Here is a 22,628-nt window from a genome sequence, read left to right as displayed (position 1 = left end):
CTTTGTTTACGGTCTTCGCGCGGGATAAGCGCAATACCATGGTTAAGTGAGCGGAAAACATGGTATTCTGGAGGAGAATATGGGAACCACAAAAGATAAAAGAATAAACAGGAGTTCGGAAGCAAGTCTGAAAAAGCGGAAAGCTAAAAAGAAAAGAAATAGAAGAAGAGCGGTGCGGTATGTACTGATATTTTTTGCACTTGTATATTTGCCTGCCATGTGGAAATGGATATTTCACGGACATATCGAAACAGATGTTCTACACAGTGATACCCTTGAGATAGCTGTTAAATCCGAAGGAGTTTTTATCTGGGATGAAACCTGCGTTAAATCTCCGAAAGACGGAATAGTGATACCAAAAGCCAAGCAGGGGGAGCGGGTGCCTAATAAATTTGATTTCGCGATAATTGTTGACAGGGACAGCAAAAGAATATTAAGTGAAATTGAAAACCTTGAAAAAAACATTATAAGACAGTTTGCGGAAAATAATCCCGAAGTACTGGAACCCGATGACGAGTTTAAAAACCAGGTCCAGAACGAAGTCAGCAAATTGACCGATATTGCCGTAAACAGAAATTTTACCGCGATTGACGAAATAAGAGCTACATTGGAAAACCTGCTTTACCAGCGAAACAGGAAGATTTTTGAAAATACCGGGGATAGGTTGTACGTAGAAGACAAAAAACGGGAACTGGAAATTTTACGGCAAAAACTTAACGAATCGGCAGTTACTGTTAAATCCGAATATTCAGGAATAGTGGTCTGGGGCGGTACATCGGATGAGGAGAAATACAGTCCGGACAATATGAAGAATTTGCAGATTGAAGATTTGGAAACAAATAATGAAAACGACGAAGCAGGCACATTGAAAATGAGGTATGAACAATTTTTCGACGTAAGCGCCGATCAGATTTTTGCAAGGCTTGTGAACAATGATAAAGGTTGGTATGTCTGTGCCATAAACAAAAAAGACAGTGATAAGCTTAAAACGGGGGATGAGATATCGCTAAGAGTCGACGGGGTGAAAGAATTGATTCCATGTACGGTTGAAGCTGTGGATGCTTTTGAAAATAAAAGCAGGGTCATTGTTTCCTTCGACCGTTATATTGAGAAGGTCGTGCAAATGAGGCATGTAAAGGCCGACCTGGTGATTGAAAATGTTGAGGGACTTAAAATTCCGCTAAGAAGCCTCATCAACAGAAACATTTACGATAATACCGCCGATGTTTTCGTGGTCAGGGCTAACAGGGCGGTGAGAAAAAGAATTAAGATTATAGCTGAGCAGGATTCTTTTGCTATTATAGATAAACTGAGCGAATCTACCGATACCAGCCCGATCAAAATCTTTGACATTTATGTGGTTAATCCACAGAATATTGAAGAAGGACAGGTGATTAACTGATGTTCACCGAGGAAGATGAATTAAGGATTCGGAATAATCTTAATAATGTACGTGAAAGAATTAGGAAGGCAGCCGAAAGGTGCGGACGTAACCCTGACGACATAATGCTTTTGGCCGTTTCAAAGACGGTGGGAATTGAGGCGATTGAAACGGCAATTAAAGAAAAAGTACTGAATTTTGGTGAAAACAGGGTTCAGGAACTTGTACAAAAATACGATATATTAAAGGGAAGGTGTAACTGGCATCTTATCGGTCGACTCCAGACAAATAAAGTAAAATATATTATTGACAAAGTGGTTCTGATTCACTCGCTGGATCGTCTGGAGCTGGCGGATGAGATTCAGAAAAGAGCGCAGGCCTGCAACCGAGTGGTAAATACCCTTATACAGGTTAATGTGTCAGGAGAGGAGACAAAAGCAGGTATTTCCCCGGATGAAGTGCTTAATTTTGTAAAAAAGGTGTCTGCGTACCCGAACATAAAAGTCAAAGGCCTGATGACTATCGCTCCTTACACCGATAACCCTGAAAATGTGCGCTGGGTGTTCAGGCGTTTAAAAGACATTTTTGTTGACATCAGACGGGAAAATATTAATAATATTGATATGCAGTATTTGTCAATGGGTATGAGCCATGATTTCGAAGTGGCGATTGAGGAGGGTGCCAATATCGTCCGTATTGGTACCAGTATATTCGGTGAAAGGCAGTACCCGTGAACAATAATGCATGAGTTAATATTTCCACACAGGATGAATGGGAGGAAGTTACATATGGCAAATATTCTGAACAAAATGCTTGATTTTGTAGGTTGGGAATCTGAAGAAACTGAAGATGAATACTATGACGATGAAGAAGTTGTTGAAGTGGATAAAAAAGAGAACCGTAAAGTCTCTATTGGCAGGAAAAACCAGGGAAAAGTACTTAATCTGAACGGCAACGCAAACGCAAAAGTGGTTATTGTCTTCCCCAAAAATATTAACGACGCAAAAGATATCTGTGATCATTTAAGGGCCAACCGTTCAATAGTGATGAATGTGGAAGACGTGGAAATTCAGACTGCGCAGCGCATTGTGGATTTTCTCAGCGGTGCGGTTTATTCCCTTGACGGAAACATTCAAAAGGTATCCTCAGGTATTTTTATCGCTACACCCAACAGTGTGGATATATTGGGAGATGTAAAGGAAGAACTGAAGGAAGACGGCGTTTTCACGTGGATGAAATGACGGAGGAAGCAAATGGCGGATATACTGAGCACGGCGGTGGTCCTGTTTTTCAGAATTGTAGAAATACTTATACTGTTACGTGTTGTTTTTTCGTGGTTTCCTTTGGGAAGAGAGAACAGGTTTGTAATATTTATCCATGCAATTACAGAACCGATACTGTCTCCCATAAGGAATATGATTGCAAGATCTGCGTTCGGAAAAAGCATGATGTTCGATTTCTCTCCGCTTCTGGCTTATTTGTTGCTGGGATTTGCTGAATATGTAATCCTGATGATAATAGCCAGACTTTAGGTCCTTTTGGCCGGAGGTATTGCATTATGAACTTTACTCCCAATGATTTATCGAATATAGTGTTCCGCAGATCGGTAGTCAGAGGTGTGGATGAGAATCAGGTATATGAAGTAATCCAGAAAATCATTGAGGATTATTCGGATTACATACGTGAACTGATGAAAGCAAAGGAACAGGTTATGGAGCTGAAGGACAGGCTTGCTCATTATGAAAAAATGGAGGATACCCTTAAGAAAAGTCTGATACTTGCTCAGCAGTCCAGCAGCGAGATTATCAGCAATGCGGAGAAGAAAGCCGAGAATATAATAGCCGAAGCTCAGAATAAAGCGAAAGAGATTATTGATGAGGCGAACCGCGAAGTGGTTAAAATTCAGTTTGAAGCCGAGAGGCTCAAAAAGGACATGGCGGTATATAAAAGCAAAGCTTTAAGCCTTTTACAATCCCAGATGAAATTACTGAATGAAATGGAATAATTTTTAACTTGAATATAACGATGCATAGGTCCGGCTTATGCATCTAAATTTATGCCTGAAAAATCCGGCTGAAGTCGTTGTTTTGCGGGACGGAGGAAGGAAGAATGGTTGTCGGCGCGCTGAATTTGACATTATATATAGGCGGAATGAAAAGTTTAAAGGATAAGCGGAGTGTGGTGAAAAGCCTGCTTACAAAAGTGCGATCAAAACTTAACGTATCAGCAGCCGAGACAGGAAGGCAGGATGAATGGAACAGATGTGAACTGGGGTTTTGCTGTGTTACCAATGAAGCGTCTCATGCTGAAAGCATTTTGCAGTCGGTAATCAATTTTATTGACAGTGACGGAAGAGTTGAAATAATTGATTCATATTCAGAAACAATTCATATATGACAGTCTTTTGACAATAATCTTTATAGATTAAGCCGTACCACTTCTTCAGAAGTTTTTCCCTAAAAAGATTATAGTTAACGGACAAAAAAATAAGAGCCAAGGAGGCTCTAAAATTTTCGGAAAAGTGCTATGACTTTACCCAAAATGGTAACGTTATCTTTAACAATTATAGGTTCGTAATTTTCATTTTCAGGTTGCAGACGGATATAATCCTTCTCCCTGTAAAAAGTTTTTACCGTTGTTTCGTCTTCTATTAACGCTACCACTATATCCCCGTTTTCTGCCGTATTTTGCTGTTTTACAATAACCAAATCCCCGTCCAGAATGCCTTTGTTAACCATACTGTCGCCTTTTACCCTGAGAATGAATGTAGGACCGTTTTCCAGGTATTCAACGGGCACAGGGAAGGTATCTTCTATGTTTTCAACCGCGAGTATCGGCTGGCCGGCTGCAACCCTGCCTATGATCGGAACATTTTCAATTTCATGATCTGAAATATACCCTTCCAGTTCCTGCTTTTTACTGTCTATTACTTTCAAAGCCCTTGTTTTGGAAGGATCTTTCACAATCAATCCCTGTTCTTCAAGAGCCTGCAGGTATGAATGCACGGTTGAGGTGGATTTGAACCCTACGGCCTTGCAAATTTCGCGAACCGAAGGAGGATATCCTTTTTCCTTAACCTGCTTGTTGACAAATTCCAAAATTTGTTGCTGCTTGTCCAGACTTTTCTGCTTCATCTCCATACCCCGTCTTGTTTTGTTATCCTAATTATACCATACTTTTAAAAATTGTCAAACAAATGTTCGAAAATTATTGACAAATGAACAAATGTTCGATAAAATGCTTGTGTAGAACAAACGTTCTCTTATAATAATACAGAATCCGCCGCGGTTTTTGGTTATTTGTTTCAGAGGAGGTTGTATTCATGAGAATATATGGCCTCAGAAATGAAAAAGGATTTTTTATTATTATGTTTTTAATATTCATAATTGCGGTGTTTATTATTGATTCGGTCAAATCGTCCGGTGAGAACGTAAACAGGGAATATAAAGTTATTACCGTCAGACAGGGTGATACCCTTTGGGACATTGCGGACAAATATAGGGGTAAAACAGAAATCCGGAAATACATATACCGGATAAAAAAACTGAATGGGCTTGATGATTCAACGATCTATGCGGGCCAGAAACTGTACCTTCCCTGAAAAAATGTCCTAAATATTCTTCATGACTTTATTTCGCAAAATTTTTTTGCCTTTTCGGTGAAATGCCTAAACTATTCTTAAAAGTTCCGGAGAAATTATCAGCTTTTTCATATCATGACACTGATGTTTCGTGCGCTTTATCAGACAGTTTTTAATAGCCTTTTGTTTTTCACGTCTTGGCGATAACGCCGGTACCCTGCTTTGTTTTTACATTTCCTGAGTAAAAACTGAAACAGGATGATAGTGGTCTTTAAACTGGTCGAATAATGTAATTTTTTTATGTTTTTGCTTTTTTTCGTGCACCTTATCCATTAAATTTACATAATATATAACAACAAAGGAATCATTGCCTTAGGGTGGTTGATGAAGCCACTTTTCAGGCTTTGGTAACATGTAAAGGGGTGCGGATAAATGGAGAAATTTGCCATACTTATGGCCGGTGGATCGGGCACAAGGCTGTGGCCCCTTTCAAAGGAAGCAAGCCCAAAACAGTTCATACCCGTTGAAGGCGAAAACCCTATGCTGGTACAGACCGTCATAAGGCTTAGCGGGGTTGTAGAACCCGAACGGTGCTTTATCATAACTAACCTTCGCTTGACTGATATTACCAAAAACACAGTCAGGAAATATATTCCTGAAGAAAATATACTGACCGAACCCGAAAGAAAAAATACTGCCGCATGCATTGCGTATGCAACACTGGTGCTTAAGAAAAGATACGGAGAAGGAGTACTGTGCTTTGTACCCGCCGACGGATACGTAAGGGACAAGGACAGTTACGCGGAGGCGGTGAAACAGGCTTTTAATACCGCTGAAAAAAACGATGCGATTGTCATTATCGGTGTTAAGCCTTCCTATCCTGCGGACGGATATGGCTATATCCATGCCGGACCTGAAACTGATACAGGTTCGGGAATATCGAAAGTACTTGATTTTATTGAAAAGCCTTCTTTGGAACGGGCAAAGCAACTTATTCTTTCGGACGATTATCTTTGGAACTGCGGGATAGTGGTGGGTACAACAGGGGCAATTTTACGCAACATACAGAAATACTTGCCTGAGCATTACAACAAACTTTCGGAGGCTTTGGAAGAGGAAGAAAAAGGAGTTTCCGAAGCTGTTGAAAAGGCTTATGGAGAGCTTCAGAGTATTTCCTTTGACAACGGCGTTCTTGAAAAATGCGCAGAATCGCTATATGTCGTGAGAGCATATTTTGACTGGGATGATATTGGAAGCATAGATGCTCTTGCGAAAACCATTGAGGCCGATCCTGACGGAAACAGGGTTCAGGGAAGGCATATCGGGATAAATACCACAAATTCCATTATATTTGGAAAGGATATCGCCATATGCACGATAGATCTGGACAACATGATTGTGGCTGGTACAAAGGATGAGGTACTGGTTTGCCCCAGGGATAAATCCCAAAAAATAAAAATGCTTGTCGACAAACTTAAGCAACAGGGGCATGAGGATCTCCTGTGAACACGTAAATACGGGGGAATTCCCAGATGGAAGGGAAAAAATTCTTACTGATAAGGGAAATAGGCATGGGATTATGGAACGAATTACATCATGTTTTAGCTCAGCTGCTTGTTGCGGAAATTGTGGGCCGTATTCCTGTTGTTTACTGGGGAAAGGGTAGTCTTTACGCACCGGACGAAAATGTAAACGCTTTTGAGGAATTTTTCATGCCTGTATCGGATTTGGATATCCATGCTCTGGCTCAGGATAAATTTTTATTTTACCCCGAACGGTGGAACAGTGGGAATTTTCTCACTGTTCCTGACTTTTCAAGAAATGAACCGGCGATAACTACGGAGTGCTTGAAAAATTGTGAGGCAGACGTTGTTGTCTGCGACAGATACACGGATGTGGATAAAATAATTCCCTCAATACCGAAAAAGCACCGGCTTTTCGGGTTAAACAGAAGGAAAGTTTGCCACAGACTCATATGCGAATATATCCGGCTTAAAAAAGATCTGCAGGACAGTATTGAGACATTTTACGCCGAAAACATGAAAGGCGCGCGTTTTTTGGCAGTGCATATAAGAAGCAGTGATAAATTAACCGAAGTGAAACATCTCCATGAATTAAACCAACGTTATCCCCGGGAAATAGAAAAAGTGCTTGAAACCAATCCGGGAATGCGGATATTTTTAATGACCGACTGTATTGACATTCTGGAAGAATACAGAGAAAGGTACGGAAGTCTGCTGGTTTATACCGACTGCAGAAGGGTACCAAAGGACGGGCCGGGTGTCCATTACCAGGAATATCACGATAACAGGGTAAAAGGGTTTGAAATAATCAGGGACAGCTGGCTTGCGGCAAAATGTGATTATTTCATCGGAAACGGCTATTCAAACGTGTCGTTTGGAATCTGTGAGCTTAAAGACTGGAGAAATGACAGGATTAAACTCTTATATTGACCTGAAGGAGCGATGAGTTATGGAAAGGGACAAACTTATTGAAATGTATAGAACAATGAAACTTATCCGCAGGATTGAACAGCGGATTAATGATGAATACAAATATGACGAAATAAAAACGCCCATTCATCTGTCGATAGGCCAGGAAGCGGTTGCAGCAGGCGTTTGCGTACATTTAAGAAAAGACGATTATATTTTCAGTACTCACAGGAACCATGCCCAGTACATCGCCAAAGGCGGAAATATCAGAAAAATGATTGCAGAGCTGTATCTCAGAACGACGGGATGCGCACGGGGCAGAGGAGGCTCGATGCACCTTGTCGATACCGATGTAGGTATACTCGGCTCCACTGCAATAGTCGGAGGAAATATTCCGCTTGGAACAGGCACTGCGCTGGCTTCGAAACTCTTGAACAACGACAGGGTAACGGTTGTGTTTTTCGGCGACGGTGCCGCTGATGAGGGAACCTTCCATGAAAGCCTGAATTTCGCGGCGGTAAGGAAGCTTCCGGTAGTGTATGTCTGTGAAAATAATTTTTATGCCATTAACTCGCATCAGAAGGCGCGTCAGGCCGGCGAGGGCATTTATCAGTGGGGGCGTGGCTACGGTATGCCGGGTTACCGGATTGACGGCAATGACGTGCTGGAAGTTTCGGAATATGCCCGGCAGGCGATTGAAAGATGCCGAAAGGGCGAAGGGCCGACTCTGCTTGAATGCATTACCTACAGATGGAAAGGACATATCGGAACCGTGGACGACGTTGGCGATGGTTACAGACCAAAGGAAGAGTACGATTACTGGCTTTCGAAATGCCCTATAAAACGTTTTGCCGAATTCCTGAGAATAAAAGAAATTTTGACAGACGAGCTTGAAAAAGCCATAGACGAAGAAATAGACACCACCGTGGAAGATGCGTTCAGTTTTGCGAAAAGCTCCCCGAAACCCTCAACGGTCGAACTTACCGAATTTGTTTATGTTGACTGAAAGGAGGGATGTCTGTATGCCGTGGACAACGGTTCAGGTGGAAAAACTGGATAATTTTTTTATAAAGGACGACACTGCAGGTGATCGCATACTCACATACAAAGACGCACTGCATGAAGCACTGGACCAGTCCCTTGCTCGGGATCCCAGGGTTTTTATCATGGGAGAAGGTGTGGATGATGTAGCCGGAGTTTTCGGAACGACAAAGGGACTTAAAGAAAAGTACGGTGAAAACAGGGTATTTGATACCCCTATAGCCGAAAATTCACTGACCGGTATAGCGGCGGGTGCCGCAATGGCAGGGTTAAGACCTGTATTAATTCATGCCCGAATGGATTTCATATTACTGTCGCTTGATCAATTGGTGAATCACGCCTCAAAATGGTCATATATGTTTGCAGGACAGGTAAAGGTGCCGATGGTTGTAAGGACTATCAGCGCAAGGGGTTGGGGCTCGGGAGCACAGCACTCACAGTGTATTCAGGGGATGCTGATGAATGTCCCCGGGCTGAAAATCGTAGCCCCTGCCACTCCATATGATGCGAAGGGATTAATGATATCGGCGATTATCGACAATAATCCTGTTCTGTTTGTGGAACACAGATGGCTTCATAAAACAACGGGTCCGGTACCCGAAAACCTTTATTCAATACCGATAGGCAAGGGAGTTATCCGCCGGAAGGGGAATGATATAACCATTGTGGCGATATCTTATATGCTTGTGGAGGCGCTCAAGGCGGCGGATAAGCTCAAGGAAGCGGGTATATCGGCGGAAGTGGTGGATCTGCGCTCACTGAAACCTTTTGATGAGGAAATTATTATAGAATCAGTTTCAAAAACGGGACGGCTGTTAATTGCCGACACCGGCTCCAAAACAGGTAGTGTTGCTTCAGAAATAGCTGCGTTTGCAGCCGAAAAGGCCTTTTATCATCTGAAAAAGCCTGTTGTACGCGTATGCTGTCCGGACACGCCGACGCCCACCAGCGACGTGCTGGAAAAAGCTTATTATCCTTCAGACGAGGATATTTTCAGGGAAGCCGCAAAACTGGTCAGAGACTGAAAGGAGAAGGAATATGGACAGATTTATAGAGCAGGACTGCCTTGAATATATTGAAAAAATAGACTTAAGCCCGTTAAAGGGAAAAACCGTTTATATTACCGGAGCCAACGGGCTTATCGGCACTTACCTGATTTACATGCTGCATCTTGCAAATAAGGTTAAAAACGCGGAAACTGACATCGTTGCCGTAAGCAAAAATCCTCTCGGCAGCAGCCTCAGGGATATATTTGAAAATAGTAAATACGCTTTTTACGCCGCAGACCTGAATAACCCCAATTGTGACTGTTTTGAGCCGAAAGCAGACTATATCGTCCATGGTGCGACATATGCCCAGCCGAAAAAGTTTCTTACGAACTATATGGATACCATACATCTTAATACGACTGTGACCGAAAGATTACTGAAAAAAGCCAAACAAGACAATGCCACAATGCTGTTTTTAAGTTCATCGGAAATTTACGGCAATCCCGACAAGGAACACATCCCGACCGACGAGAATTATCCGGGGCTGTGCTCGCCTGTGGACATACGGGCAATTTATTCAGAATCAAAACGTATGGGGGAAACCCTGTGTTTTGCATACAGGAATTTTGAAAACGTTAATGTAAAGGTGGCAAGAATTTCGATGACATACGGGCCGGGGATCGGCCTTAAAGACGAAAGGGTGCTTGCGCATTTCTTAAGGCAGGCGCTTTATGAAAACAGAATAGTTATGCTTGATAACGGAAGCAAAATAAGGACATTCTGCTACATCGCAGACTGTGTGCTGATGCTTCTTTATATTCTGGTTTACGGGAAGGATTTTGTTTACAACGTCGGCGGAAAGGACAGCATAAGTATCCGTACCCTCGCTGAAGAGATATGCCGGATTACCGGAAGCTCGCTGTCTGAGGAAGTTGCCGAAAGGGAAGGCCTGAAAGACATAAAGGTATCTCCTGAAGTGGTAAAACTTGATATAACAAAAGTTTTGTCCGAGTTTCCCATTTCTCCGTTTAAACCTTTCAGTGAAGGCTTAAGAAGGACAATCGAATGGAATAAAGTGTCAGCCGGGTTAAGCCAGTAAATCATAAATGCCTGTGCAATTGCCTGAATTAAAGGATTTATAACGTTTCAGTCACTGTCAGCCGTGTGATGGTATGCACAGGCATTTTTTTCCGGATTTTTGCACATAAAATGACAAGTATACATAATATAACCTTGAGGAAATTTTTCAGAAATCAGTGAGGTGAAATATTATATGGCGGGGGACAGATTTCTTCTCATTAAACCGTGGAGTTACAGATTATGGTCCGATGTGGAGCATGTTTTAGCCCAGCTTCTGATTGCCGAAATCACAAATCGTGTCCCCGTTGTTTTCTGGCCAACCCATTGCCTGCATAACGGTTTTATTCATACAAACGGATTTGAGCTGTATTTTGAGCCCGTTTCGGATTACAGTATTTTTGATCTGGCAAAACACGAATATACCTTTTATCCTCCTATCTGGGATGCGGACAATCTGCTTGTAGAAGACCCGGGGAAGGAAACGTGGATGTACAGAAGCATAGGAGATCTCATCAGCAGCGATGCCAATGTGGTTGTCGGAGACGTTTATTTTTCGATTTCAGAAATAATTCCGTTCATAAAAAAGGAAAACGCAGCATACGGAATGACCGCCACCGAAATATACCGGTATCTATTCAAGAAATATATAAGGATCAAGAAAGACATCCTTCAGGAAGTGCAGGGATTTTACCAGTCATGGCTGAAGGACGGGCATCCCATTCTGGCCGTTCATGTACGCAGGGAAGAGGATGACATGATTATTGACGTCAGAAAGGACATAGCCGACGAGCATTACTGGCAGAGACACAGCGGAAAATACGGACTGAAATTCCCGATAAAAAAGGACAGAAAATACCGTTTTCTCGGAAGAGGAAAACTTCTTAACGCGAATTCCCAGTATCATGCAGAAATAAAAAAGCTGATGAACAGATATTCCATAAAGAAAATATTCCTGCTTACCGACAGTGAGGAAGTAATCAGGGAATACACCGAAAAATACGGTGACATGGTGGTTTATACCGACTGTAAGCGCCTGTCGGCCAGCGAACCGGCGTATTTCATTGAAAACCCCGTAGTGAAAAGACGGCGTGGCATAGAAGTGATTAAGGATGCCTGCCTTGCAGCAAAATGCGATTTCTTCATCGGTAACGATTTTTCAAGCTTGTCGCGGGCAATATCGCGGATAAAGGACTGGCCCGAGGAAAACATAAAACTTCTTTTCCGCAGAAGGGAAAGACGCAAGTATCCCATAAACGTAAAAATGATTGTGTCTGACAGAAAGAAAATATTCAAATCTTTTGTGGAGTATATAAAAAATCTTTACCGCAGAATATTGAAAAAGCTGCATCTTGGTGGTGATGAAGGTGACAGGTGACAGATTCCTGCTTATAAAGAGCTGGGGCTGCGGTTTCTGGTCTGATGTGGATCATGTAATGGGACAGCTTCTGGCGGCTGAACTTACAAACCGGATACCTGTTGTCTATTGGGGGTCAAACAGCCTGTATTCTGAATCCTTTACCGGAAATGCGTTTGAATTGTATTTTGAACCGGTATCAAATTTTACACTTGATGATTTGGCACGTCCGGGATTTACCTATTATCCTCCGATATGGAACGATAAAAATCTGAAAGTGGAGGATTTGGACAAAGTGGCGTGGGCATACAGAAATCTCGGCGACATGATGATGAGTGACGCCAATGTGGTGGTAAGTGACACCCATTATTTCGTCAGGCCGCTGATACCTTTTATTCCCAAAACCCACTGGGCTTACGGGATGACTGCCCACCAGATATACCGCTGCCTGTTTGACAAATATATCAGGCTAAAGCCCGATATACAGCAGGAAATTCAGGAATTCTACGATGAATTCATGAAAGACGAAAAGCCTCTTCTCGGCGTCCACATGCGCGGCGGTGACAAGGTTAAGGAAGTGGAAAATTTGTCTCATCTGAATAATAAATATTATAAGACAATTGACGAATTTGTAAGAAGGTATGATATAAGGAAAATACTGTTGCTGACAGACTGCGAGGAAATCCTTGAGGAATTCAAGAAGCGTTACGGCAAAATGCTTATTTTTACAGATGCCAAAAGGGGACATTTAAGCGACACGAAAAATGCGCCTCACCTTACAAGTTATTCTGAGAAAAGGCGGAAGGGGATTGAAATAATCAAGGATACCTATCTTGCTTCAATGTGTGAATTTTTCATAGGTAACGGGTATTCCAACGTGTCATACACGGTAAAACGGTTGAGGGACTGGCCTGAAGAGAATATTGTACTTTTTTACAGGGATTTGAAACATGAACGGAAGCTGGCGAGAAAGCGGGTCAAAGAAGACAGAATAAGGAGAAAACTGGAAGAAATCCGCCACAGAAAGGAATATCCTGAGTTTTACGGAGGTGTGAATACGTATGCAGACGAACCGGTATCTGCTGATAAAATCACTGGGTAAAAGCATCTGGGCTGACGTGGATCATGTCATGTGCCAGATTCTTGCGGCAGAACTGACCAACCGAATTCCGGTAGTATACTGGGGTATGGAGAGCCTTTACAGCGAGTCCATTTCCACTAATGCCTTTGAATTATTTTTTGAACCGGTTTCAAACATTTCGGTGCATGATATTGTCCGTCCGGAATCCACTTTTTACCCGCCGGTATGGAATTCGAAAAACATTCTTGCAGAGGACACCGACAGGTTTAAAATGGAAGGCCGGGATCTGAAAAGTCTTATGAGAAGTGACGCAAATATTGTAGTCAGCGATATTTACTATCCGTTAAGTTCAATACTGCAATTTGCCAACAGATCCCACTGGTCATTCGGAAAAACCCCGTATCAGGTTTACCGGCAACTTTATGACAAGTATCTTATACCGAAACCAATTGTGAAACGGGAGATAAAAAAATATATTAACACCCATCCCAACTTCAGGGATGAAAAACCGATACTTGGGGTGCACTGCCGTTCAAACGCCATTGTAAATGAAGTGGCACAGCTTTATGATCTGAATGAACTTTACAAACCACATATATGGCATTATATCGAGCGTTATAACATAAGGCATATTTTCCTGATAACCGATTCTAAAAAAATACTTAAACAGTATAAAAAATTTTATGACATTAACGGTATGCTTCTGTATACCGACAGTAAGAAACGCCCCCTTAAGGAGCGGATACCGACATACCTTCAGAAATATCCGAACAAAAGGCACAAAGGCGTGGAACTGATAAAAGACACGATTGAAGTAATAAAAGACACATACCTGGCTGCGCAGTGCGATTTCTTCATCGGCAACGGATATTCCAGCCTGTCAAATACGGTGCTCAGATTGAAGGACTGGCCTGAGACGAATATAAAGCTGTTATATTAGAGATTTGAAGCTCTTTAAAGAATAACGGGAGGGGAGAACGTTGAATTCCAGTGAGCTCAGATATATTGAAATAATCAAAAGCAGTTTCCCACAACTGGATTTATCAAGGATTGAATTTAACAAAACCGACGGAACCCACAGTGACATAGCAATAGTCAATAACGAAGTGGTATTCAAATTTGCAAGGTATGACTGGAGTGCCGCATATTTAAGGAATGAAGCCGAAGTGGTTGGCTTCATCCGCGATTTTATCACTATGGATTTGCCCAAGGTGGAAATGGTTTACCCGAACGTATCCAAACGTTCGTTTGTCAAAGGTTCTCCGTTATACCGGAATATTCTGCTGAAACTCGATCATCATACTCAGGACGCTGTCGCAAGGCAGATTGCGACATTTCTGGATCAGTTGCATAACATTCCTGTGAAGAAAGCGCAATATGCCGGCATCGGGGACTCACAAATGAATAAAAACCGCGAGGAATGGCTTCTGGAGCTTGAAACAATGCAGAGAAAAATAGCCCCGTACTGCACCGAGTATGTTAAAGAATATCTGCGGCAGATTATCCAGCCCGCCGTTGAAAATGAGGAGTTTTTCGAATTTCAGCCGGTGCTGATTCACGGAGACTTAAAGCCGAATCATATTCTGTTTGATAAGTCATCAAGGAGAATAACCGGTATAATTGGTTTTGACAATGCGGGGTTCGGAGACCCGGCTTATGATTTCGGGATGCTTATGGATCATCTCGGAGAGAATTTTCTGATGAGAGTGAACAAATATTATCCCATAACTTCCGAGTACCTTGACAGAGCCAGATTCTACGCTTATATCAGCAATTTCATGTGGTACAGGGACATCTGTGATATGATCGCAACGAGAGATTTTTCACGTTTTCAAATTCCGGCAAAAGACAGGGATATCTTACCATTGGGCGCGACATCCCAGAACGTCAGGGTAAAACCGCAAAGAAAATGACTTGTGACATCCGGAAAGAGTCCGGAATAGAATATTGTTAAAGAAACATGTATTGGGAGATGGTCGGGTGAATTACACAGCTGCCGATTTAAGCCGCCTTACGCTCAGGGGAGTGCTCTTTGACGGGTACAGCAAAAAACAGGTGGACAGCCTTTTGTCAAAGATAGTGGAAGACTACAATGAAATGAACAATACCATCCATGAACTGAAATGCCAGATATCCACTCTGAATGAAACGGTACAGCATTATAAAGTGCTTGAAGAATCGCTGCAGCACTCCATCCTGGTTGCTCAGCACACTGCCGAGCAGATTAAGGCCAACGCATGTGACAAGGCAAAAAACATTATTGAGGAAGCAGAACTGAAAGCACAGAAAATTATTGACGACGCTAATAATGAGGCCCGAAACATTCAGGCAAAATATGAGCAGCTTAAAAGTGAGTTGTTCACTTTCAAAACAAAATCCGAGGCTTTGCTGCAGGCACAGATGGACGTTCTGAAACAAATGTTTTCCGAATAAAAATTTCCCGAAAAAGGAGAGGGGACAGTGTTTTGCAAAAGTCCCCCCTCCGATATTATTTTTTCTGTATCATATTAAGATAATATTCGTATTCCATTTTTATCCCTTCTCTTATGTCGGTTTTCGGTTTCCAGCCCATTGCCGTGATTTTGGAATTATCAAGTATTCTTCTCGGCGTACCGTCAGGTTTTGTCGCGTCAAATACAACTTCCCCGGTGTAGCCAACCACATCCCTGATGATCTCGGCCAGTTCCCTTATGCTTATTTCCTGCCCTGAACCGATATTTACAGGGTCACTTCCGTCATAATGCTGCATAAGATATATGCATGCTTCAGCCATGTCATCCACGTATAAGAATTCCCTTAACGGTTTGCCCGTGCCCCACAGTTCAACAAACGGCAATTTTTCGGTCTTGGCTTTGTGGAATTTTATTATCATTGCCGGTATCACATGGGAGTTATTTTCGTCAAATCTGTCGTTAATACCGTAAAGGTTTGCCGGCATGACAGAAATATACCGAGTCCCGTATTGTTTGTTGTATGACTGGCACATTTTAATGCCTGCTATTTTGGCAATGGCGTAAGCCTCATTGGTGGGTTCCAGCGGCCCGGTAAGCAGATACTCCTCCTTAATAGGCTGAGGGCAAAGTTTCGGATAGATACAGGAGCTTCCGAGAAACATCAGCTTTTTTACATTGTTTTTAAATGCGCTTTGGATTACATTACATTCAATAAGCAAATTTTCGGTAATAAAGTCGGCGGGATAGGTGTTGTTGGCGTGAATTCCACCCACTTTTGCCGCAGCCAAAAATACATATTCAGGTTTTTCCTGCCGAAAGAATTTTTCGCATTCTGCCTGGTCGGTCAAATCCAGTTCTTTATGGGTTCTTTTGATTATATTATGATATCCGTTCCGCTCAAGGCATCTGACAATTGCCGAACCAACCATTCCTGTGTGCCCTGCCACGTATATCCTGCTGTCCTTTTCCATGAAAATCTCCCCTTAACTCAAATTTATTCCCGCGGCCTGAAGATCGCTTCTTACCATCATTTCAACCAGTTTCTCGAAGGACACTCTGGGCTGCCAGCCAAGCTTTGTTTTGGCCTTTGTAGGGTCGCCAAGAAGCAAATCCACTTCGGAAGGCCTAAAAAACTCGCTGCTTACCCTGACCAAAACCCTGCCGGTATCTTTATCCACACCTATTTCATTCAGTCCTTCTCCCTGCCAGGCGAGATTGATACCGACATTTCTGAAAGCAAGTTCACAGAATTCCCTTACGGTATGGGTCTCTCCCGTCGCAACGACGTAGTCGTCAGGTTTATCCTGCTGAAGTATCAGCCAGATGGCCTCAACATAGTCCCCGGCATAACCCCAGTCGCGTTTTGCGTCCAGGTTGCCAAGGTACAGACAGTCAGTTTTTCCTGCCAGTATGTCTGCTATACCGGTTGTAATCTTACGGGTTACAAAGTTTTTACCTCTTCTCGGCGATTCGTGATTAAAAAGTATTCCGTTGCAGGCAAACAGGTTATATGCTTCTCTGTAATTTACCGTAATCCAGTAGGCATAAAGTTTACTAACCGCATACGGGCTTCTTGGATAAAACGGAGTATTTTCGTTCTGAGGTATTTCTCTTACCTTTCCGAAAAGTTCGCTGGACGACGCCTGGTAAAATTTAATGTCCGGGTTTACTTCACGGATGCTTTCCAACAATGTTAAAGTACCTATCGCATTAACGTCCGCCGTAAATTTCGGCATGTCGAAGGATATTTTCACATGGCTCTGGGCCGCAAGGTTATAGACTTCGTCAGGCTCAATACTGTATAGTAATCTGCTCAGGCTTCCTGCATCGGTCATATCTCCGTAATGCAAAGTCACCTTACGTGGCCCGTTCAGAAGGTGGTTTATCCTTTCTGTATTGTCAATACTGCTTCTTCTTATAAGACCATGCACTTCATATCCTTTTTCAAGCAGAAATTCGGCAAGATATGAACCATCCTGTCCGGTAATTCCTGTAATCAACGCTCTTTTCACTGGCATAACCTCCCGTGGAGTTAATAGTTTTCGGTTTCAAAAAACAATTGCCTTAAATCCGGTCAGGAAATAAGGAGCTAAAACAAGCTTTGGTACATTAATATGCGGACAGATTATGTAATGTTACATTTACATAACTTAGCAGATTACAAATCCATTACTGGCAGAAAAAAACGATTTTTAATGCAACTTTCTGCCAGAACGAGAATATGATGTTAATAAAAGTAAAAATTAAACAATCCAAAAAATTCCAGAAAGGGAGTGACCAGATGCCTACGGTAACTGTTGGTATTCCTGATACCACTTTTCTGTCTTCTGCCCAGCCTGAGCAGAATTTTTCATTTTACCCCCTGATGTATGTTGGGAACGATCCGGTTTTTCAGGAGTGTATTGCCCTGATGGAAATCGAATTACCTGTCTTGCCTGTAACAAGTGTAGACAGTGCGGTACTGCAGTTATCGGTTATTGTAAAAACAGGGACCGATCCGAGCCCCATTGTTGTAAACAGGGTAACCGATCCTTTTGATGCACAGACGGTGACATATAACACCCGTCCGGGTTTTGTTGCCACAGGTACACAAATTGACATCAGCACTTCGGATTTGTATACCGTTGTAAATATTGACGTCACCGAGCTTGTGAACCAATGGCTTGACGGAACGTTTGAAAATCACGGGATTGCATTGACTAACGCCGACGGTGTCACCCTCGTCCAGTTCGGTACAAATAACATTGTTTATGAACCGTATTTCCCAAGACTTGTAATTACTTATTCTGATACACCGGTTCCACCTGTTGACAATCCATATGGGTATGTATACAACAACGGAGATCAGACAATTCCGGTGGAAGGTTCCATTCCTTTCAGCCATAACGGCGCCCTGCGCGGTATAACCCATACCGTGAATACCGATACCATTACTGTTGAATCCGCAGGGGTTTATGCGGTGTGGTACTCGGTTACGGGGCTTGAGGCCAACCAGTTCACTTTATTCCAAAACGATGATCCGGTACCCGGAAGCACATATGGAACAAGGGAAGGCAACAGCAGTTACACCGGTTTTGTTATCATTAATGCCGCTGCAGGCGACGTTCTGACTTTGAGAAACCATACGAGTGCAGGTCCCGTAAGCCTTGACAATGCCGCCGGCGGAACACAAACCGGAGTAAGCGCGTCGATTATGCTTTTCAAAATCGGAAGCGCCGTAACCCCCGATCCAATACTTGATGAAGTGAACAATGCTCAGAATGTCACAGAAATGCGGGCTGCTATAACCAATCCGCAGCTGGGACTGGATTTAACCCTTTTTAATTCACTGAGCGTAACAGCCCAGGAGATAGTTCTGGAGGAATTACTTACAGGACGCCCTGATTTTGGCTATCTGACGGTAGCGGACCTGCAGGCGGCACTTGACACGGCGGTAAATGAAGTGGTGGATACCGAAAACATCCGTGTACGTGCAGGCAGCACCGACGGAAACGGAAGTATTGCCCGCCCGTTCGGAAGCATTACCGAAGGTATTAATGCAGTGGCGCCCGGAGGAACGGTTCACATAGGTTCGGGTATTTACGAAGTGACGACACAGATTAACGTAAATAAAACCGGAATAACACTGCTTGGTGAACCCGGTGCGGAAATTCTTCTCAGGGCGGAGATTATTCCCATTCTGATTACAGGCAGCGATGTAACGGTCCGCGGTTTGACAATTACGAGCGATATACCGTATGAACGGGAATTTATCCAGATTGGGGCTCCTAATGTAAAACTTATTGAAAATACCGTTTTCGGTCCCGAGCAACCACCGCCAATGGACAACTGGGTTGTTAACAGGGCAGTTGTATCCCAGGTGAATACTCAGAATGTTCTTCTGGAACGCAATACCTTCTTCAGTCTCAGAACGGGAATGTATATCAATCCCGGCACAACGGGTGAGATAAGAGACAACGTTGTTTACAATACAAAAGGCGGATTCCTCGTGGATCGTGCATTTACCACATTTGTAGGGAATTCATGGGGGACGCCGCCGAATGAGTTTGACATCGTACTTTTGCCGGGAACAACAACAGAGCCGCCGTATGACGATATTGAACGGTTATCACAGGAAAACAACAACGCAAACATCTCGGATCAAAGATGAAATCAAAAGTGAAAAAAACGGGTTGTCCGGTTTTCGGGCAACCCTTAATTTTAGGGCAGGTTGAGTAATAGCAAAATGTTCTTGCCTGATACAGGAAAATTAAGATATAATCTACTTAATAAAAGGTGTTGTCCAGAGGTGGGTAACGTGCCGATAAAGCAGATATCGATTTTTCTTGAAAACAAACAGGGAAGGCTTGCGGAAGTTACGCGCATACTTGGTGATAACGGGCTTGATATCAGGGCATTGTCATTGGCTGATACAGCAGATTACGGGGTATTACGGCTTATTGTAAATGATCCTGACAGGGCGAAGAAAATCCTCACCGACAACGGTTTTGCGGTAAGTGTAAATGACGTTATAGCCATAGAGATAGAGGACAGGCCGGGAGGTCTTGCCGAAGTTCTTGCCGTTCTTGACAAAAAGGGTATCAGCATTGAGTATATGTATGCTTTTGTAAATTCAAAACCCAATACAGCGATGGTTATTTTCAGAGTGGAGGATCCTGAAAGTGCTCTCGAAATATTAAAGAGCGAGGATGTTAAAATTAAGTCGCCCGATGAGGTATGTAACCATAATAAGTTCTAAGGTTAAGCAATATATATTTATTGTCGGCAGTGATAACGCCTGTGTGTGAAAATATCGTTACTGTTCTGGAAAGATTGGAAGATTAGGGAGTGAGCCGTATGGAAAAGAAATTATATCTTTCCGACACAAACAAAATTATCGGTGGCGTTTGCGGGGGTATAGGCGAATATCTGGGAATTGATCCGACAGTAATACGCCTTATTTGGGCCGCTCTTTCAGTGGGTACGGCTTTTGTGGGCGGAGTAGTTCTTTATATAATCGCGATGTTTATAATACCCAGAAGATCGTAATTTAAAAAACCTTCATGCGAAGCAGCACATGAAGGTTTTTGCTTTTATCCCGACACATCCGACAACTCAATGCCTTTATTTTTTTCCTTTGCCCAGTCGATGGACCACTGGTTTTCAAATATCAGTACGTATTGCTCATTTTTGTCCTGTGCAATGAGGGTTGAAGACGTAAGGTTTAAATCCCGCGGATCCTTGTCTGTGGTGACCAGCCATCGCGCAAACTTATGGGGGAGCATCACCACTTTCAATTCCACATTATATTCATGCAGCAGCCTGTGTTCCAGAACGTCAAACTGAAGCATGCCAACTGCACCCACTATGAACTCTTCGCCGCCGATGTCCACTTGTCTGAAGACCTGTATTGTTCCTTCTTCCGAAAGCTGCATAATTCCTTTCAGAAACTGTTTTCTTTTCATTGTGTCTTTGGGCGAAATCCTGGCAAAATGCTCCGCAGGGAACATGGGCATACCGGTAAATAAAGCAGACGGCTTTGCCGTGCTTAGCGTATCGCCGATTTTGAAAATTCCGGGATCGTAAAGCCCGATAATGTCTCCCGGCCATGCTTCCTCAACTATTTCCCGTTCCTGTGCCATTATCTGCTGAGGCTGGGAAAGCCGGATTTTTTTGTTGCCGTTTGACAGATAAACTTCCATTCCCTTTGTAAACTTGCCGGAGCAAATTCTTAAAAAGGCAACTCTGTCACGGTGATTGGGATTCATGTTTGCCTGTATTTTAAAGATAAATCCGTAAAACTCTTCCATTTCAGGTTCTATCACTGTGTCGGTGAAAACACGCTCGCCAGGCGGGGGCGCCATTTCAAGGAATTCTTCCAAAAACGGCTCCACACCGAAGTTTGTCATCGCACTGCCAAAAAAGATTGGAGTGAGATTTCCTTCCAACACTTCCTTAAGATTGAAATCGTCTCCTGCAATGTTTAAAAGCTCGATATCCTCAACCAGTCTTGAATAATACGGTTCCCCCAGTAATTCCCTAAAAACCGGATCATCAACTGAGCCTGCTTTTGATTCCACAATGGTCTGACCGTGATTACCACCTGTAAACAGTTCAATCTGTTTTAGTTTCCTGTTGTAAACCCCTTTGAAATCACCGTCGGTGCCAATAGGCCAGTTCATCGGATATGAGCGGATACCCAGCACGTCTTCAATTTCCTGCATCAAATCAAACGGGTTTTTTATGGCCCTGTCCAGCTTGTTTATAAATGTAAAAATAGGGATTCCGCGCATTTTACATACGTGGAAAAGCTTAATTGTCTGGGCCTCAACGCCTTTGGCGCCATCGATGAGCATTACTGCGCTGTCGGCTGCAACCAGTGTCCTGTAGGTGTCTTCACTGAAATCCTGGTGTCCGGGGGTGTCCAGAATATTGATGCAGTAGCCTTTATACTCAAACTGCATTACGCTGGAAGTAACCGATATACCACGCTGCTTTTCAATTTCCATCCAGTCTGAAACTGCGTATTTTTTTGCTTTGCGTGCTTTTACCGATCCTGCAAGGTTAATGGCACCGCCGTACAGTAAAAGTTTTTCGGTCAATGTTGTTTTTCCCGCATCGGGGTGGGATATTATTGCGAAAGTTCTGCGACGTTTAACCTGTTCATGAAGTTCTTTTTTCAAGTCTGCCATCAGATGCAAATCTTCCTTTCCGGTTAGCCTGATTTTCTTTTCAAAAAGTCTGCGTATTTCATATCAGAGTTAAGTATATGACTGAAAAGCCACCTTGCCAGAAAATCCAAAGTTTCGGATATTACACTTACCTGCCGGCTGTCAATGTCCTCCATGGCCAGCCTGTCTATTCTTTTAATAAAGTACAAATGTTCCATGCGGTGTTCTTCAAGTTCGGGGTAATCATGCTCACGCATCAGTTTTTCCTCAAATGTAAAATGGTAATCGGCATAATCCTTCAGTTCATTAATTGTTTCCATTATATAATCGTAATAATCAAGAGAATCTCCGGCATATAGCATGTCCTCAAGTTTGGCACCGATGTCTATCAGTTTCTTATGCTGTTCGTCCACAACCTCAATGCCGGTTCTGTAATTTTCGTTCCATTTAAACATTTTTTTACCCCCTTCAGGTTAATGCCGGAATTTTCCACATTTTTCGCCAAAACACCGCTGCCTGAAAATTTCCGTACTCATACCCTTACATGTTACAGGCAAATTTTTGCTAAGTCAAGATAACAGGTTGAT

The 22,628-nt window shown here is 42.9% G+C and carries 25 protein-coding genes; 20 read left to right on the top strand and 5 right to left on the bottom strand.

Annotation, left to right across the window (positions count from 1 at the left end; genetic code table 11):
• Positions 1 to 46: 46 nt before the first annotated feature.
• The 6 genes from CST_RS07485 (at position 47) to CST_RS07460 (ending at position 3,778) form a co-directional block, all read left to right on the top strand.
• Positions 47 to 1,402, top strand: coding sequence for a biotin/lipoyl attachment domain-containing protein (locus tag CST_RS07485; protein WP_242823533.1), 1,356 nt, complete (start codon positions 47 to 49; stop codon positions 1,400 to 1,402).
• Positions 1,402 to 2,115 carry a YggS family pyridoxal phosphate-dependent enzyme gene (locus CST_RS07480; RefSeq protein WP_015359253.1) on the top strand — a complete coding sequence of 238 codons (714 nt, stop codon included), beginning with the start codon at positions 1,402 to 1,404 and terminating at the stop codon, positions 2,113 to 2,115. Before CST_RS07485 ends, CST_RS07480 begins: the two co-directional genes overlap by 1 nt.
• A gap of 54 nt (positions 2,116 to 2,169) precedes the next feature.
• Entirely contained in the window at positions 2,170 to 2,622 is a 453-nt protein-coding gene (locus CST_RS07475; protein ID WP_015359252.1) for a cell division protein SepF, read from the top strand.
• Positions 2,623 to 2,634: 12 nt separating this feature from the next.
• Positions 2,635 to 2,913 carry a YggT family protein gene (locus CST_RS07470; RefSeq protein WP_015359251.1) on the top strand — a complete coding sequence of 93 codons (279 nt, stop codon included), beginning with the start codon at positions 2,635 to 2,637 and terminating at the stop codon, positions 2,911 to 2,913.
• Between the two features lie 26 nt (positions 2,914 to 2,939).
• Positions 2,940 to 3,386 carry a DivIVA domain-containing protein gene (locus CST_RS07465; protein WP_015359250.1) on the top strand — a complete coding sequence of 149 codons (447 nt, stop codon included), beginning with the start codon at positions 2,940 to 2,942 and terminating at the stop codon, positions 3,384 to 3,386.
• A gap of 77 nt (positions 3,387 to 3,463) precedes the next feature.
• On the top strand, positions 3,464 to 3,778 hold the full coding sequence (locus tag CST_RS07460) for a DUF503 domain-containing protein (protein ID WP_242823532.1): 315 nt from the start codon (positions 3,464 to 3,466) through the stop codon (positions 3,776 to 3,778).
• A 107-nt stretch (positions 3,779 to 3,885) separates the two neighbouring features.
• Here CST_RS07460 and lexA read toward each other — a convergent pair whose 3' ends face one another.
• Positions 3,886 to 4,521: a transcriptional repressor LexA gene (gene lexA, locus CST_RS07455; protein WP_015485020.1), complete on the bottom strand. Its 636-nt coding sequence runs from the start codon at positions 4,519 to 4,521 to the stop codon at positions 3,886 to 3,888.
• Positions 4,522 to 4,703: 182 nt separating this feature from the next.
• Here lexA and yneA point away from each other — a divergent pair, with 182 nt between their 5' ends.
• The 11 genes from yneA to CST_RS07400 all read left to right on the top strand — a co-directional run bounded on the left by yneA (position 4,704) and on the right by CST_RS07400 (position 15,371).
• Positions 4,704 to 4,982: a cell division suppressor protein YneA gene (gene yneA, locus CST_RS07450; protein ID WP_015359247.1), complete on the top strand. Its 279-nt coding sequence runs from the start codon at positions 4,704 to 4,706 to the stop codon at positions 4,980 to 4,982.
• Between the two features lie 411 nt (positions 4,983 to 5,393).
• A complete protein-coding gene (locus CST_RS07445) occupies positions 5,394 to 6,467 on the top strand; it encodes a mannose-1-phosphate guanylyltransferase (RefSeq protein WP_015359246.1) in 1,074 nt (357 codons plus the stop codon).
• A gap of 26 nt (positions 6,468 to 6,493) precedes the next feature.
• Positions 6,494 to 7,414, top strand: a complete 921-nt coding sequence (locus tag CST_RS07440) for an O-fucosyltransferase family protein (protein ID WP_015359245.1) — start codon at positions 6,494 to 6,496, stop codon at positions 7,412 to 7,414.
• Positions 7,415 to 7,433: 19 nt separating this feature from the next.
• On the top strand, positions 7,434 to 8,399 hold the full coding sequence (locus tag CST_RS07435) for a thiamine pyrophosphate-dependent dehydrogenase E1 component subunit alpha (RefSeq protein ID WP_015359244.1): 966 nt from the start codon (positions 7,434 to 7,436) through the stop codon (positions 8,397 to 8,399).
• A 16-nt stretch (positions 8,400 to 8,415) separates the two neighbouring features.
• The gene (locus tag CST_RS07430) at positions 8,416 to 9,459 is read left to right on the top strand and encodes an alpha-ketoacid dehydrogenase subunit beta (RefSeq protein ID WP_015359243.1); all 1,044 of its coding nucleotides are present in this window, start codon (positions 8,416 to 8,418) and stop codon (positions 9,457 to 9,459) included.
• Between the two features lie 13 nt (positions 9,460 to 9,472).
• Positions 9,473 to 10,522, top strand: a complete 1,050-nt coding sequence (locus tag CST_RS07425; RefSeq protein ID WP_015359242.1) for an NAD-dependent epimerase/dehydratase family protein — start codon at positions 9,473 to 9,475, stop codon at positions 10,520 to 10,522.
• A gap of 174 nt (positions 10,523 to 10,696) precedes the next feature.
• Positions 10,697 to 11,878, top strand: coding sequence for an O-fucosyltransferase family protein (locus CST_RS07420; RefSeq protein WP_015359241.1), 1,182 nt, complete (start codon positions 10,697 to 10,699; stop codon positions 11,876 to 11,878).
• A complete protein-coding gene (locus CST_RS07415; RefSeq protein WP_034838215.1) occupies positions 11,862 to 12,959 on the top strand; it encodes an O-fucosyltransferase family protein in 1,098 nt (365 codons plus the stop codon). The genes CST_RS07420 and CST_RS07415 overlap by 17 nt, the downstream gene beginning before the upstream one ends.
• Positions 12,919 to 13,878: an O-fucosyltransferase family protein gene (locus CST_RS07410; RefSeq protein WP_015359239.1), complete on the top strand. Its 960-nt coding sequence runs from the start codon at positions 12,919 to 12,921 to the stop codon at positions 13,876 to 13,878. The genes CST_RS07415 and CST_RS07410 overlap by 41 nt, the downstream gene beginning before the upstream one ends.
• A 40-nt stretch (positions 13,879 to 13,918) precedes the next feature.
• On the top strand, positions 13,919 to 14,851 hold the full coding sequence (locus CST_RS07405) for an aminoglycoside phosphotransferase family protein (RefSeq protein ID WP_015359238.1): 933 nt from the start codon (positions 13,919 to 13,921) through the stop codon (positions 14,849 to 14,851).
• A gap of 67 nt (positions 14,852 to 14,918) precedes the next feature.
• A complete protein-coding gene (locus CST_RS07400) occupies positions 14,919 to 15,371 on the top strand; it encodes a DivIVA domain-containing protein (RefSeq protein ID WP_015359237.1) in 453 nt (150 codons plus the stop codon).
• A 55-nt stretch (positions 15,372 to 15,426) separates the two neighbouring features.
• On the opposite strand, the gene fcl is transcribed toward CST_RS07400, so the two are convergent.
• Together fcl and gmd are read right to left on the bottom strand one after the other, a co-directional pair.
• Positions 15,427 to 16,362: a GDP-L-fucose synthase gene (fcl, locus tag CST_RS07395; protein ID WP_015359236.1), complete on the bottom strand. Its 936-nt coding sequence runs from the start codon at positions 16,360 to 16,362 to the stop codon at positions 15,427 to 15,429.
• Positions 16,363 to 16,374: 12 nt separating this feature from the next.
• Complete coding sequence (gmd, locus tag CST_RS07390) at positions 16,375 to 17,403, bottom strand: GDP-mannose 4,6-dehydratase (RefSeq protein WP_015359235.1); 1,029 nt, start codon at positions 17,401 to 17,403, stop codon at positions 16,375 to 16,377.
• A gap of 269 nt (positions 17,404 to 17,672) precedes the next feature.
• On the opposite strand from gmd, the gene CST_RS07385 reads away from it, so the two are divergent.
• The 3 genes from CST_RS07385 to CST_RS07375 all read left to right on the top strand — a co-directional run bounded on the left by CST_RS07385 (position 17,673) and on the right by CST_RS07375 (position 20,419).
• A complete protein-coding gene (locus CST_RS07385) occupies positions 17,673 to 19,541 on the top strand; it encodes a DNRLRE domain-containing protein (protein WP_015359234.1) in 1,869 nt (622 codons plus the stop codon).
• Between the two features lie 147 nt (positions 19,542 to 19,688).
• Positions 19,689 to 20,129 carry an ACT domain-containing protein gene (locus tag CST_RS07380; RefSeq protein ID WP_015485019.1) on the top strand — a complete coding sequence of 147 codons (441 nt, stop codon included), beginning with the start codon at positions 19,689 to 19,691 and terminating at the stop codon, positions 20,127 to 20,129.
• 98 nt (positions 20,130 to 20,227) lie between these two features.
• A complete protein-coding gene (locus CST_RS07375) occupies positions 20,228 to 20,419 on the top strand; it encodes a PspC domain-containing protein (protein WP_015485018.1) in 192 nt (63 codons plus the stop codon).
• Between the two features lie 44 nt (positions 20,420 to 20,463).
• On the opposite strand, the gene CST_RS07370 is transcribed toward CST_RS07375, so the two are convergent.
• Positions 20,464 to 22,062, bottom strand: a complete 1,599-nt coding sequence (locus CST_RS07370) for a peptide chain release factor 3 (RefSeq protein ID WP_015485017.1) — start codon at positions 22,060 to 22,062, stop codon at positions 20,464 to 20,466.
• A 23-nt stretch (positions 22,063 to 22,085) separates the two neighbouring features.
• Positions 22,086 to 22,496: a bacteriohemerythrin gene (locus CST_RS07365; RefSeq protein ID WP_015359230.1), complete on the bottom strand. Its 411-nt coding sequence runs from the start codon at positions 22,494 to 22,496 to the stop codon at positions 22,086 to 22,088.
• Positions 22,497 to 22,628 lie beyond the last annotated feature (132 nt).

The organism is Thermoclostridium stercorarium subsp. stercorarium DSM 8532, from assembly GCF_000331995.1.
In the GTDB taxonomy this organism is placed as follows: domain Bacteria; phylum Bacillota; class Clostridia; order DSM-8532; family DSM-8532; genus Thermoclostridium; species Thermoclostridium stercorarium.
This window is presented reverse-complemented; position numbering and strand designations above follow the sequence as displayed.

Coding starts and splice junctions, on each gene's coding strand:
- CST_RS07430 (WP_015359243.1), top strand. CDS start 8,416: ATGCCGTGGACAACGGTTCAGGTGGAAAAACTGGATAATTTTTTTATA.
- CST_RS07435 (WP_015359244.1), top strand. CDS start 7,434: ATGGAAAGGGACAAACTTATTGAAATGTATAGAACAATGAAACTTATC.
- CST_RS07475 (WP_015359252.1), top strand. CDS start 2,170: ATGGCAAATATTCTGAACAAAATGCTTGATTTTGTAGGTTGGGAATCT.
- CST_RS07470 (WP_015359251.1), top strand. CDS start 2,635: ATGGCGGATATACTGAGCACGGCGGTGGTCCTGTTTTTCAGAATTGTA.
- CST_RS07480 (WP_015359253.1), top strand. CDS start 1,402: ATGTTCACCGAGGAAGATGAATTAAGGATTCGGAATAATCTTAATAAT.
- CST_RS07385 (WP_015359234.1), top strand. CDS start 17,673: ATGCCTACGGTAACTGTTGGTATTCCTGATACCACTTTTCTGTCTTCT.
- CST_RS07370 (WP_015485017.1), bottom strand. CDS start 22,062: ATGGCAGACTTGAAAAAAGAACTTCATGAACAGGTTAAACGTCGCAGA.
- CST_RS07420 (WP_015359241.1), top strand. CDS start 10,697: ATGGCGGGGGACAGATTTCTTCTCATTAAACCGTGGAGTTACAGATTA.
- fcl (WP_015359236.1), bottom strand. CDS start 16,362: ATGGAAAAGGACAGCAGGATATACGTGGCAGGGCACACAGGAATGGTT.
- CST_RS07375 (WP_015485018.1), top strand. CDS start 20,228: ATGGAAAAGAAATTATATCTTTCCGACACAAACAAAATTATCGGTGGC.
- CST_RS07440 (WP_015359245.1), top strand. CDS start 6,494: ATGGAAGGGAAAAAATTCTTACTGATAAGGGAAATAGGCATGGGATTA.
- CST_RS07425 (WP_015359242.1), top strand. CDS start 9,473: ATGGACAGATTTATAGAGCAGGACTGCCTTGAATATATTGAAAAAATA.
- lexA (WP_015485020.1), bottom strand. CDS start 4,521: ATGGAGATGAAGCAGAAAAGTCTGGACAAGCAGCAACAAATTTTGGAA.
- yneA (WP_015359247.1), top strand. CDS start 4,704: ATGAGAATATATGGCCTCAGAAATGAAAAAGGATTTTTTATTATTATG.
- CST_RS07415 (WP_034838215.1), top strand. CDS start 11,862: ATGAAGGTGACAGGTGACAGATTCCTGCTTATAAAGAGCTGGGGCTGC.
- CST_RS07410 (WP_015359239.1), top strand. CDS start 12,919: ATGCAGACGAACCGGTATCTGCTGATAAAATCACTGGGTAAAAGCATC.
- CST_RS07465 (WP_015359250.1), top strand. CDS start 2,940: ATGAACTTTACTCCCAATGATTTATCGAATATAGTGTTCCGCAGATCG.
- CST_RS07365 (WP_015359230.1), bottom strand. CDS start 22,496: ATGTTTAAATGGAACGAAAATTACAGAACCGGCATTGAGGTTGTGGAC.
- CST_RS07445 (WP_015359246.1), top strand. CDS start 5,394: ATGGAGAAATTTGCCATACTTATGGCCGGTGGATCGGGCACAAGGCTG.